This is a genomic window from Chitinophaga ginsengisegetis (assembly GCF_900168065.1).
GTDB lineage: Bacteria > Bacteroidota > Bacteroidia > Chitinophagales > Chitinophagaceae > Chitinophaga > Chitinophaga ginsengisegetis.
On the sequence record NZ_FUZZ01000001.1, the window covers coordinates 37,276 to 50,281 of the forward strand.

Genomic DNA, 13,006 nt, shown 5'->3' on the forward strand with positions numbered 1-13,006 from the left:
TTGCAACCGGAGCTGACTAAAAAGTTATACAGGATTGTTATCCCGTGTTCCCTTTCAGCCAGCTCCGTGATTATTTTTATTTACTCTTCTCTAATGCCTGTTCTATATCTTCCACGATATCCTTAATATTTTCCAGTCCCACGGAAATGCGTATCAGCCCTGGCGTTATACCGGCAATTGCCCGTTCTTCCTCAGAAAGCTTTGCGTGGGTAGTGCTGGCAGGATGGGAAGCAATACTGCGGCTGTCTCCCAGGTTAGCAGTAAGCGAAAGGAGTTGTAATGCATCCAGGAAACGAACGCCCTGTTGCAGACCGCCTTTCAGCTCAAAGCATACGATACCGCCACCGCCGCTCATTTGCTTCTTTGCAATGTTGTATTGCGGGTGACTGGTCAGCAAAGGATATTTCACCGACAGCAGGTGCGGGTTACTTTGCAGGCGCTCCGCCAGTTTCAGGGCGCTGGCCGAATGACGCTCCATCCTCACGTACAGGGTTTCCAGGCTTTTACTCAGCACCCAGGCGTTGAATGGCGACATGGCCGGGCCGGTGCTTCTGCAAAAAGTATGGATTTCCTTAATCAGTTCTGCCTTTCCAACTACTACTCCACCCAGTACGCGTCCCTGCCCGTCGATCCATTTGGTAGCCGAATGGGTAACCAGGTGGGCGCCGTATTCAATAGGACGTTGCAATACAGGCGTTGCAAAGCAGTTGTCTACGTTCAGAATGATATTGTGCTTGTTGGCAATGCCGGCCAGCAGTTCCAGGTCAATGATCTCAAGACCGGGATTGGACGGGGTTTCCACGAAGATCATCCGGGTATTGGGCTTTATCATGGCGGCAATACCGGCGGGATCGGTCATATCAAAATAAGAAGTTTCAATACCCCATTTTGGCAGGAACTTCGTGATCACAGTGTGGGTAGATCCAAAGATAGAGCGGGCCGACAGCAGGTGGTCGCCGGCTTTGAGCAGTGCCATAAAGCTGGCAAAAATAGCGCTCATCCCCGATGCGGTGGCATACCCGGCTTCTCCCCCTTCGAGGGCACACATCTTCTGTACAAATTCGTCTACATTGGGATTGCTGAAACGGCTGTAGATATTAAAGTCTGTTTCATCCGCGAAGGTAGCGCGCATTTCTTCTGCGTTATCAAAACAAAAACTGGAGGTCAGGAACATGGGTACGGAATGTTCCATCTGGTCCGTTTTTGGCGTCTGCATTCTTACCGCATTGGTATCCGGTTGGTATTGATTTCTATCTTTGCTCATGGATATGGTAATTACAGCATTTTAAGCGTTCAGTTTCACTTCCCAGGTCAGTTTGGTATTACCCTGACGCAGGGTTTCCGCTACAGAACAATATTTGTTCATAGACAATTCTACAGCGCGTGCTGCTTTATCGGGATCAATATTACCCTTGAGATGAAATACCAGGTGAGCTGTTTCCCAGAGAGAAGGTTCTTTTCCTTTTTCTCTTTCTGCGTCTATTTCAATACGGAAATCTGTTACTTCCTGGCGTTGTTTCTTCAGGATCATCATCACATCAATGGCAGAGCAACCACCCAGGCCCATGATCACCATTTGCATAGGTCTTACTCCGTTATTCTTACCGCCATTTTCCAGAGATGAGTCCATCAGTACTTTGTGGCCGCCTTCATCTACTGCCTCCATATTAAATCCGTCATCTACTCTTTGTAATGCTATCTTCATGATTATTAGGTTATCTTCAACAAAGATAAAATAAAACCATCAGGATTTATGCAGTGGCCGTCATTCCTCCCTAATTCGTAATTCATCGGCTGTATTTTGTAATTTTTAATTCTGATATTGTAGTTTTGCGCAAATTCGAAGAAGCATTGTCGGCAAAGGTATTTCACAGTCAAACAGCATTCCGGTTAGAATCCGGGGAAGTATTACCGGGATTACATATCGCGTACCATACATATGGTACGATGAAAGAAGATGGCAGTAACGTGGTTTGGGTATGTCATGCCTTAACCGCCAACAGTGATGTGGCTGACTGGTGGACCGGCTTAATTGGTTCCGGCAAAGCGATTGACCCTGCCAGGCACTTCATTGTGTGCGCCAATATCATTGGCTCCTGCTATGGCAGCAGCGGCCCTCATACTATCAACCCGGAAACGGGCCATCCGTGGTACCGGCAGTTCCCTACCATCACTATCCGCGATATGGTACAGGCGCATATCCTGCTCAGGCAGCACCTGGAAATTCCCCGTATCCACCTGCTGATCGGCGGTTCTATGGGCGGTTACCAGGCACTGGAATGGTCGTTGCAGGAGCCGGCTGTTATTGATCGCCTGTTCCTGTTATGTACCGGAGCTGCAGAAAGCGCCTGGGGTATTGCCATTCATACGGCACAGCGACTGGCCATTGAAGCGGATGATACCTGGAAAGACAACTGCCACAGCGCAGGATCGAAAGGGCTGAAAGCCGCCAGGGCTATCGGTATGCTCACCTATCGCAACTACCGGACCTTTGTGCGCGCCCAATCCGATGAAGATAAAGAGAAGACCGATAATTTCAGGGCTTCTTCCTATATCATTTACCAGGGCGACAAACTCGTGAAACGCTTTAATGCACAGTCGTACTGGCTGCTCACAAAAGCAATGGACAGTCATAATATTGCCCGTGGCCGTCATGAAGATATTACCACTACCCTTTCGCACATTCAGCAACCTACCCTGCTGATAGGTATCAGCAGCGATATTCTGTGCCCGCCGGAAGAACAGCAGTTCATGGCCGCACATCTGCCACATGCTACTTATCATGAAATAGATTCTTCGTACGGGCATGATGGTTTCCTGATAGAATTTGAAAAAATCGGGAACATATTACAGGAATGGATGCAATAACAGCACATTGATTTTTAAGGTATTATAATAAGATAGATGCAGCAGGATGCCCCTGCTGCATTATTATTTTAATCCCCTGCACTCCCGATGGCTATATGCGGTTTTTTTTCGTTATATTTATTTAAACCGAGTCTAAACCTTTTATAAATCCATCGTGTATGAGAAGCATTCTAATCAAAGCCTTCATTGGCTGTCTGGTGCTTTTATTATCCCTAACCCAGATAATTTCGGCCCAAAACCCTGTCTCCATTAATGGTACTGTACGCGAAAAAGGTTCCGGCAACGTCATGCCTGGTGTAACCGTAGCAGTTAAAGGCTCCAATACCGGTACGATCACCGGCAGCGGAGGCGCTTTCACGCTCAGAACCACACATGCGTTCCCGTTAACACTGGTATTTTCCTACGTAGGCTTTAAAACGGAGGAACAGCAAATTTCTTCCGCTACTGATAAAGTGGCGATAGAACTCAGCTCCACCGAAATCCTCGGCCAGGAAGTAGTAGTTGCTGCCAGCCGTACACAGGAAAGCATCCTGCAATCACCGGTGTCTATCGAAAAGCTGGACACCCGCGCCCTGAAAGCCTCTCCCGCACCTTCTTATTACGATGCGCTGGCTAACCTCAAAGGCGTTGAAATGAGCACCCAGAGCTTAACATTTAAATCAGTGAACACCCGCGGCTTTAACAGCAATGGTAACACCCGCGTGCTGCAACTGAACGACGGAATGGACAACCAGGCGCCTGGCCTCAATTTCGCGGTGGGCAACATGGTGGGTATTCCTGAAGTGGACCTCGACAACATGGAACTCATTCCCGGCGCGGCTTCCGCACTGTATGGCCCCAATGCCCTCAACGGCATCCTGCTGATGAACAGCAAAAACCCTTTCCAGTACCAGGGATTAAGCGCCCTCGTAAAAACCGGCTTTCTGAACGATGCCGGCCGCTCCACCGCCACTACCGGCTATTACGATGTGTCTGTACGTTACGCACATGCCTTTAGTGATAAGGTGGCCTTTAAGCTGAACGTAGGCTATTTACAGGCGAAGGACTGGCAGGCATATGACCACCGGGATCAGAGCCTGGCAAACGGTCATACCCTCGAAAACGGTACCCGCGCCAATAATGAAGGCTATAACGGGGTGAATGTGTATGGAGATGAGAATACGGTAAATATGTACACCGGCCTGAAACCTTCCCTGATGCCACAAATGATTGCATTATCACAGCAACTGGGAGGCGCCCTTACACCGGATCAATTATATAACGCTATCCTGCCTCCGCAGAATATGTCGAACGTAACCCGCACCGGTTACAATGAAGCGGACGTAGTAGATTATACCACCAAAAACCTGAAACTCAACGCAGCATTGCATTACCGGCTAACCACCAATCTCGAAGCCATTTTGCAGGGCAGCTATGGTTCCGGTACCACCGTGTACACGGGAGCTGACCGCTATTCCCTGAAAAACTTCAACATGGGTCAGTATAAAGTGGAATTGAAGAGCCCTGACTTCTATGTAAGATTATATACTACGCAGGAAAGGGCGGGCGACAGCTACGCCGGTGGTACGCTGGCTTCCGGTATCAATGAAGCCTGGAAAACCAGCCAGCAATGGTATACTGAATACTTCGGTACTTACGGCCTTGCCGCAGGCAATCTTTTTAAAACAACTTTTACCAATAACCTCGGACAAGGAATTCCTGCCGCATTTGCTGCCGCCCAGGCCGCCGTTCAGTCGCAACAGGCCAATTTCATCGGCGCTGCCAGAACCAACGCCGACAAGGGCCGCCTGATTCCCGGCACACCGGAGTTTGATGCTGCCGCAGATAAGGTGAAGAACAAACCCATCCCCGGCGACGCTTCCGGCGTTGGCGCTAAGTTTACCGATAAAACCAACCTGTATCAGGCAGAGTTCATGTACAACTTTCATAACCTGATTCACTTTGCAGAAATACTGGTAGGCGGTAACTACCGCCGCTATGCGCTGAACTCCGAAAAAACACTGTTTGCAGTGGACGACAACGGCAAGGAATTCCGCATCAATGAATATGGCGGCTATGTACAGATCATGAAAAAGCTGATAGACGATCACGTAAAACTGACCGGCTCCCTGCGTTATGACAAGAACATGAACTTCAAAGGCCAGTTCAGTCCGCGTTTGTCGGCAGTATATACTTTCCTCGGTACGCACAATATCCGCGCTTCCTATCAAACAGGTTTCCGCATCCCGCACAACCAGGATCAGTATATCGATCTCGTAACGCCGCAGGCACACCTCATCGGCGGATTACCTTTCCTCCGCGAACGTTATGGATTGGATAAAGGACCGGTGTTCTCCCTCCAGTCAGTACAGGCGGGCGCTCCTAAACAGTATGTTTTCCGTGAGTTCCTCCCGGAAAGGATCCAGGCATATGAAATAGGTTATAAAGCAGTGATCGCAAAACAATTGCTGGTGGATGCTTATATCTATAAAAATGATTTCAAAAATATGAATGGTACACAGGTGCTGGTACAACCAACCAACGATCCTGCCGTAAACAATATCTTCTCTGTGCCGGTAAGCGCCACAGAAGTAGTACATTCCTGGGGATGGGCATTGGGACTGGATTACAGCCTGCCGCTTAATTTCACCGCCGGTGGTAACATCTCTTATAATGAACTCACCAATGAAAAGGACCTGGGTTCGTTCATGACCATGTACAACACACCAAAGGTGCGCTACAGCCTGAATTTCGGTAACCGCAACATTGCCAATTCCAATTTTGCTTTTAATATATTATGGAAATGGCAGGAGTCCTTCATATGGCAATCGTCTTTTGTAGGACCTAATTTAAATGCTGCAGGTCTTAGTGAAATTCCTGCCTATGGCACACTGGATGCGATGGTGAGCAAGTTTTTCCCGAAGGCTAAAACCACGGTAAAACTGGGCGCCGCCAATATCCTGAACAAGAAATATGTGCAGTCGTGGGGTAATCCTACTGTTGGCATGCAAGGCTATATTTCTATCGGTTATAATTTATAAATTTATAAAAAGAAGAAGCCCCGGATACTGTTTTCTGATCAGAAAATAATACCCGGGGCTTTTTATGTTTGTTAGTCAGTTGCTATACTACATCCCACCAGGGTTTGTCTGATGAGGCGGTTGGATTGTTGAGCGGTGTGATATTTACCAATGGCGTAATTTTTTTCGAGGTGCTTTCTCCGGTCCACAAACCACGGGCTTCTGCTTTAATATCTTCCCTTTGTAACAATGTGCCCAGCGTGGCTTTCAGCTTTGCGCCCAGCTCGGGTTTCACCATGTATACAAAGTTGGCGTAGCCTTCCATACTGCTGATAATATTTTTTCCTTTGCCCCAGCTTTTGTTAGCTAAACCTGTTTTTTCAACCTGGTGCAGCAGGGCACGGAATTTACGCAGGGTAGTACGGTCCAGGCTCAGCTTTTCATTTACCACGATGCCTGTTACTTCGTGCTTATCTCCTTTACGCATCACCTTTAATTTATCCGGGTGGATGGTAAAGCCTTCTTCCTTTACAAACATTTTCACCGCGCGCAGTAACTGCCCAGCTTTATCTGCAGCGGGTCCTTTGGCGGAAAAAGTCATATCGTCTGCATATCTCGTATAGGCGTACCCGTATTTTGCCGCCAAACCTGCAAAACGCCTGTCCAGCTTATAACAGATCAGGTTTGTAATAGCGGGGCTGGTAGGGGCTCCCTGCGGGAGATGCCTGGCTGTTTTAGCCACATAATATTTGCGGCCATCGAGCAATACTTCATCTACTTCGGGTTCTGTACAAATAAGCGCCAGTATGGTAGCTACCTGTTCAGCGTATCCGAGTTTACAGAATAATCCTTTTACACGTTTGTATGCGATGGATGGGAAGAAGTCGCGCAGATCGATGTTGATCACGATATCCTGACCGGTATGTGGCGCCGCGTTGGTAACAATGGATCTACCCGGTACGAAGCCGTGGGCAGATTCATCATTTTTTATTTTATAGAGAATATTTTCCAGGATCCAGTGTTGTGCGGCTTTCAGCTGTGGCATGGGCGCAGAAATGGTGCGGGCGCCGCCGGATTTTTTGGGGATCTGAAAACGTTGGTAGTGGGTATGGTGCCCCACTTTACGATTAAAAGATAAATACCTCAGTTTGCCGATGGTGATTCCCATTGCGGTGGCTAATGCAGTAGCGTCGGCCCATACAGGCAGTCCGAACTTTTGCAGTTGCGCTACATCCGGCGTCACTTTATTTAAGCCGGCAGATACCTCTTCACCGAGATATACAATCTGTTGCTCTTTGGTAATGGCCCATGCTGCAGCTCTTTCTTTCCGGGCAGCTTCGCGGCGTTGTTTTGTTTCTTCTCTTTTCAGTTTGGCTTTTGCCATGCGGGCTTTGCGCATGTCTTCCAGCATTGCCCGTTTGTTGCGGTATTTCTGCCGCTCGCTGAGAAGATCGTTCAGTTGCCGGCGCACCTCCTTTTCCTTCTGGATGAGCGTAGCCGCCGGTGAAGGCTGCGCAACGTTTTCGGCCCAGAAACCCAGGCGTGTCATTTCCTGTAATATATATTCCTCTTTAGAGGATGCACGTATCTTATCGTACAGTTGTTGACGGGTTAAGGACATGATAAATATGTTTGTATTTATTCAGTTTCATGACTTTGATAACGGAGTATATCCGTAATAAATATCCGGGTGTATAAAATAAAAGGAGGTGGAAAATGGCCGGCGGTGCAGCCCTGCTGAGAGGGGAAAACAAAATTCTGTAAAGAGGAAAAGGCCTTCGTGCAAACCATTGACTAAATCAATCAACTCCAGGGAGGGGCCTACTGTACGCATATTTCAGCCCCCGGGGCTTCTACTGGAAATATGCGTACAGTAGGCCCCTCCCAAAGTAAAGATTGCATTTAGTGAAGCATGTATAGTCAGAATACCTGAATGACGAAACATCATTCGTCCCTTTTCGGGCGCAAGTGCAATCAATTCCTCTTTACAAAGATCTTTGTTATTAACGAGTCAGCAAGGTAGAAAATAATTTCCGGAAATAAAACACCTCCTTAAATTATTTTACCGCTTTATTTTCCGAATGCGCTATACGCAGTGCCAGCATGTGTTCGCACGGCCCCTTGTATAGTTTATTCGTACTATAAAAATTACAATCGCAGTGCGCATTACTCAATCTTTCATCCGCATCAATGGTAATAACGGGATGGTATATACGTTGCGCACCTTTTATAGTTCCTTTCAATTGCAAACCTACTCCCGGGATGTCGGTAGCCGTTAGCTCCACTTTTCCGGCCTGCACCAGTTTCGTGGCTTCCCCCTCCTGTGGATTGGCAAAGCGCAGCTGGTCCAGCGGCAATGGTTCACGGCTCAGCTCACGAAGACGGTAAAAGCCCGTGTGCAGATCGTAAATTACTTTGCCTGCCTGGGTATAAATTCCCAGTGCGCCCAATACCGTAGCCCTGTCCAGACCAGTGGCGGCCACAATTGTTTCCGGTTTGGCCATCCACCTGGTTTTCAGGTCTTCATAAACGGTGAGCTTTGCCAGATCATTCACATCAGCTCTCGGCGCCATGAGGTCGAACTGCCCGGCGCGCGACCAGTCGTTGGCGGTCCATCCGCTGAGCCCCAGTGTAAACTGCATATCGCCGAGGTCCGCCACATAAAAGGATGGCAACCCGTTGCCGGTAAGATGCACCGTGAATTTCTTTGCAATTGGAATCAGCCTTTCCAGGATCAGCAACCGTCTTCTCCCCCATATCCTGATTTCCCTGCTTTGCGGGCCGGTGTATAACGATCTCGCACATACGATTTCCTGGTTCCACGGTTCAAACACGGCACGTACCGGCTTGCCTGGTTCCAGTATAAAACGGATGGAACGGGGACCGCGTTTTTCTTTGAACCGCCGCAGCCAGGAACAGAAATTATATACATCCATCGGGTGCAGGTCAAACGTTGCCGCGGGCAGCGTCATCGCAGAGCTTACCTGCAGAAATCCCCTCACCCAGCTATCGGGTAAGTCGATCTTTACTTCATGATACAGTTCTTCCTGCGAGGTTTGCACCTGGAAGCCTCCCGGATCAATCTTAAAATCTGTTTCCTTATAATCACGGATCTTCTGGAACTCGTTATATAAAGAAGCGGAATAATCAATGTTGGTAGTACCGCATTCAAATTCGTTCACTTCTTTAAAAACATTATAACTGGCACTCAGCTTTCCGTAGGTAGATTCATCCTGGCTGAAACATTCAAAGAACAGTTCATCCGGATGCACGCTGATTACCGGGTCCAGCACAAACCATGTGTCGCGGTCTTTCTGGTATAAATAATCGAAATAATGTTTGCGGGCTTTATAAAACGGAGCCATCACTTTATCCTGCTCCTGGTAAATACTGTTGAGCTCTCCCCTCAGGGCCTCTATCCGCTGATCAGCGGCCTGCATGTCATAGCCGTTCATGAATTCCGCCAGCCACACCGTTTCCTGCTGGGCGGCCCATTCCTTATAGGCTGTTTTATCTTTCGGTTTAAAGCGCAGATCAGACACCACTACATCGTGCAGGGCGGAAATGGCTTCCCGGAAGGCTATTTTTTTATGCAGCTTGCCCACAAAAAAAGTGGGATCACGACGGGTATCCGGTGCAAAGGAAATGCCCGCAGCAGTGGCATTGCTGTACACGTTGGAGTTTCCGCTGTATCTGTAGTTGAATAACATAAATGGATTACTTTTTAGGATACTCTAATCGCTGTTGGCACTATTTCAATAGGCAGCTCCACGGCATACCGTTCCTGTATACTGCGCATGATGGCGATACAGCGGGCTTTGTCGCCAATGGCTACTGTAGCAGATATATGCGCAATAATATGACCGATGTAAGTGGCTGCCTCTGTGGATTTCATAGCTTCCTTCTCCAGGAATGCAAAGATCCGTTCCTTTGCAGCGCGGGCCTTATTTACCCGGCTCAGTACCACCCGGAAATAATGTTCCAGCTCCTGCAAAAACACCAGGTTGCCGGCGGCATATTGCTGCAGGTAGTTGGTGGCAAATAACTGCATGCTTTCACTTGGATGCTGGCTAAGTTTCAACAGGTAAGTTTGCCCGTCCTGTTCGCGGAAGAAGCGCAGCAGCAGTTCCCTGCCAAATGCCTGTATATCTGGGCGTACACTGTCCGCCACTGCCACCAGTGTTTCCGGCGACCAGTCGTTATCTGTAAACTGCGTCCGGAAAAACTCCATGGCCTCCTGCCGGGTGTCGTCCCATTTTGCATCGAGCATACCGATGGCGGCATCCCTTTCAAAACGGATACGCGCCGCGTTGTTGTAATAGAAATGCCAGCTCCACTCCCTTACTTTCAGCAACTCGTGGTTACCGGCGGCAATCACCTGTTTCAGGGATAAAGCCGATGCCGGGATATATTTATCCAGCACCAGCAATCCGAACTGCTGTGCCGACCTGTAGTTGGCGTACAGCAGGCGTAAAGCAGTAGCCGTGTCGATGTCCTGTAAATAGTCTACCAGCTCATTGCTGAGGGTGGCTTCAATATCCGCATGCATGCCCTCGGCAGTTTCCTTACGCATGAGCAACGGCACCAGTTCATTTACCAGGTAAACAGCGAGGCGTTTATCCTGCTGCACCAACCGGCTGATGAGGGGACGCACCGCGTTTCGTACATCTGTGTACGTACTTAATAATATATGGAGTACCAGTTCCGGTCTTCTCAACAATTCATCCGTGCCGATTGCTTCCAGCACTTTCACACCAGCGGTTCTTACCGGCTGGAACTCGTTGCTGATGAGGCGCTTCAGCATAGCGTCAGATACTTCGCTGAAGTTAAACTGTCCCTGTTTCAGGAGCAGCAACCTCGCAGCGAAAGCCTGACCGGCTGGCACGGGGCTTTGCAGCAATGCTTCTATATCCGGCATACCCGTTTCCGTTAGTGCCTCGCGGCAATATTGTTCCAGGATATCGCAGCCGTCGTTGAGGTTTTCATTACCCGCTGGTGTGGATGTTTTCAGCGCCAGCAGTGCAGTAATTGCTTTTGCGCTGAGAACCCGCATCTTATCCAGTGGCAAGTGCACCGGTTTGAGTTGTTTACGGACATAATTACGCACCTCTTTATATGGTGAGAATACCAGCTGCATGAGGAAGTCCATGTCTGCAAAGCAAACGGCTTCATTGTCGTTGATCCACTGCAAACCCTGCAGGCGGGCCAGATCCAGTGGGCTCATCACCAGTATATATAATAACCGCAACGACGGATTGGCGGGATCATATCTTTCTTTGGCCAGTTCCAGACCAAACATAGATGGAATGGAGAATGCGTTGGCGAGGAGTCCGGCAATCACGCCTTCATCCATTTTATCTTTCAGGGCATTGTAATCCGGGTGGGCTTTCAGTTGCTCCATCGCAAAGATGTGGATCACTTCCATGCGGGCAGATACCAGCAGCTGAATAAAAGCCTGTGGTAACTTTTGCCATAGCGGCAGAAAAGGTACATCGCTCACCGGTTTTGCAGGTGAAGATGCCTGTGTGGCTTTATATTCGGGCGGTACGGCGGATGCGGTGAGGTTCTTCTCCCCACCCAGCCAGCCGAAGAGTTTTTTCAGCAGGCCGCCTTTGTCCTTCGCAGCGTCGGGGTTGGCACCGAGTACCGGTTTCGTTTGTCCCTGTGCGTTAGGTGCTCCTTCGTCTTTGAAAACCCATTCCTTACGATCAGGCGTTAGTTGCAGGTTGGCGGCGTTTCCGCGAAGGATATAGTTGAGGTATACCAACTTCGAGTTAGCCGGGAACTGGCGGTAGAAGCTCACGTAGCGGCCATTCACCCAGGTATGTTCCCGGGTCTGGTATTCTTTGGCTGCATCCCTGCTTTCTTCATATTGCAGCAACAGGGCCGTGGCGAGGCGAACGTAATGGTCGTCGTTTTGTTCCCCGAACTGGCGCAGGTTACGGAATACACGGTAGTGAAGGTAATTACGGGTTCTGTCTGAAAATGCTACCCTGCTGGTGGGCTTTTTCAGTTCCTTATCTGCCTGTACAGATTCTTCCAGTTCGTGTATGTAAGTGGCAGGAACAAACGGTTTATCGTTATAATCTATTCTTGTACCCGGATTCTTAAACATGGCGTTTTCCCTTTCAAAACGGGCGGCCAGGATGGCAACGATTCCCTGATCGCCTCGTAGTTCCGCCTGTTTGAAGATATGACGGATATGCTGGAACCAGGATGGCCTCAAAGGCAGGTGCATAAGGAGATTGCCAATGGCAATCCTTACTGCGGGCTGTTCAAAGGCTACGATGTATAAGTCTTCCAGCAAAGGATAACTTTGCTCCTGTTGTGTGATCACCCGTTGCTGCAGCAGTGCCAGCAGTTCTTCTGTATTTCCTTTGGCAACCGCCTGCTGGAAAACTTCGGGTAGCCGTTGGAGGTAGGAACGCACATGTTCTGCGCGTTCTTCCGCCGGCAGTACCAGTAACAGGCCGTTGGCGGCCAGCATCCGGATGTTCAGCGGGCGGGAGCTGTTATCGGCATAAGAGCGGAGCACCGGTGCTGCGGCGGGATCGGCCGACTTGCCCAGCGCCCAAAGGGCTGCATAGCGTTGCAGTCCGTCGCCTTTTTCCACGAGCTTGATCAGGTAGGGCACTGCTTCCTTTATCTTTTCTTCACCGGCCCGCCATATTACGCGGGAGGTTCTCCAGGCAGTTTTAAAGCTGCTTTTCCCTTCTACCGCATCCTGTAATCTTTTCAGGATGGCACGGTGCTTCACATTTTCCACGAGGGTAGTGTCTACCGGTGTAAACGACAGATCCTGAACGGCTTCCTGTTCTCCCAGATAACCTTTACTTCTTTTTTCTTTTTCAAGACCATCGAATATAGTGGTGGCGGCAGATAGTGTTACGGGGCTTACTGTTTTGGTGCCGTCTTTCAGCGTACCAAAGCGTTTACCATATCTGAAGTTAACAATATACTGTTCCGGGCCAACTTCACAAAGATCGATTTCATAGGTCTTATCCGAGTTTCCTTCCCGGAAAAAAAGTTTTACGTTCCTGACAATACGCATGAGCTAACATTAAAAATAGGTGGCTAAGCTAATAAAAGAATTTTGAATTCGGAGCGCGGGGGTTATATAATTAATATATGCATATACG

General features: G+C 48.9%; 7 protein-coding genes. 2 read left to right on the forward strand and 5 right to left on the reverse strand.

Going from position 1 to position 13,006, the window contains the following annotated elements:
• Nucleotides 1–76: 76 nt before the first annotated feature.
• Nucleotides 77–1,264, reverse strand: coding sequence for an O-succinylhomoserine sulfhydrylase (locus tag B5Z18_RS00135; RefSeq protein ID WP_079467396.1), 1,188 nt, complete (start codon nucleotides 1,262–1,264; stop codon nucleotides 77–79).
• 21 nt (nucleotides 1,265–1,285) lie between these two features.
• Entirely contained in the window at nucleotides 1,286–1,705 is a 420-nt protein-coding gene (locus tag B5Z18_RS00140) for an OsmC family protein (RefSeq protein ID WP_079467397.1), read from the reverse strand.
• Nucleotides 1,706–1,830: 125 nt separating this feature from the next.
• Between B5Z18_RS00140 and metX the strand changes: the two genes are divergently transcribed.
• Both metX and B5Z18_RS00150 read left to right on the forward strand, forming a co-directional pair.
• Nucleotides 1,831–2,868, forward strand: a complete 1,038-nt coding sequence (metX, locus tag B5Z18_RS00145; RefSeq protein WP_200817177.1) for a homoserine O-acetyltransferase MetX — start codon at nucleotides 1,831–1,833, stop codon at nucleotides 2,866–2,868.
• A gap of 158 nt (nucleotides 2,869–3,026) precedes the next feature.
• Nucleotides 3,027–5,888 (forward strand): TonB-dependent receptor, encoded by a 2,862-nt coding sequence (locus tag B5Z18_RS00150; protein ID WP_079467398.1) that lies wholly within the window; start codon nucleotides 3,027–3,029, stop codon nucleotides 5,886–5,888.
• Between the two features lie 82 nt (nucleotides 5,889–5,970).
• Here B5Z18_RS00150 and B5Z18_RS00155 read toward each other — a convergent pair whose 3' ends face one another.
• The 3 genes from B5Z18_RS00155 to B5Z18_RS00165 all read right to left on the reverse strand — a co-directional run bounded on the left by B5Z18_RS00155 (nucleotide 5,971) and on the right by B5Z18_RS00165 (nucleotide 12,918).
• Complete coding sequence (locus B5Z18_RS00155; RefSeq protein WP_079467399.1) at nucleotides 5,971–7,488, reverse strand: reverse transcriptase family protein; 1,518 nt, start codon at nucleotides 7,486–7,488, stop codon at nucleotides 5,971–5,973.
• Nucleotides 7,489–7,924: 436 nt separating this feature from the next.
• Nucleotides 7,925–9,577, reverse strand: a complete 1,653-nt coding sequence (locus B5Z18_RS00160; RefSeq protein ID WP_079467400.1) for a hypothetical protein — start codon at nucleotides 9,575–9,577, stop codon at nucleotides 7,925–7,927.
• Nucleotides 9,578–9,591: 14 nt separating this feature from the next.
• Entirely contained in the window at nucleotides 9,592–12,918 is a 3,327-nt protein-coding gene (locus B5Z18_RS00165; RefSeq protein WP_079467401.1) for a HEAT repeat domain-containing protein, read from the reverse strand.
• Between the last annotated feature and the right edge of the window lie 88 nt (nucleotides 12,919–13,006).

What these genes read in the sequence shown, in the direction of transcription:
- B5Z18_RS00165 (WP_079467401.1), bottom strand. Translation starts at nt 12,918, where the DNA reads ATGCGTATTGTCAGGAACGTAAAACTTTTTTTCCGGGAAGGAAACTCG.
- B5Z18_RS00160 (WP_079467400.1), bottom strand. Translation starts at nt 9,577, where the DNA reads ATGTTATTCAACTACAGATACAGCGGAAACTCCAACGTGTACAGCAAT.
- B5Z18_RS00155 (WP_079467399.1), bottom strand. Translation starts at nt 7,488, where the DNA reads ATGTCCTTAACCCGTCAACAACTGTACGATAAGATACGTGCATCCTCT.
- B5Z18_RS00140 (WP_079467397.1), bottom strand. Translation starts at nt 1,705, where the DNA reads ATGAAGATAGCATTACAAAGAGTAGATGACGGATTTAATATGGAGGCA.
- B5Z18_RS00150 (WP_079467398.1), top strand. Translation starts at nt 3,027, where the DNA reads ATGAGAAGCATTCTAATCAAAGCCTTCATTGGCTGTCTGGTGCTTTTA.
- B5Z18_RS00135 (WP_079467396.1), bottom strand. Translation starts at nt 1,264, where the DNA reads ATGAGCAAAGATAGAAATCAATACCAACCGGATACCAATGCGGTAAGA.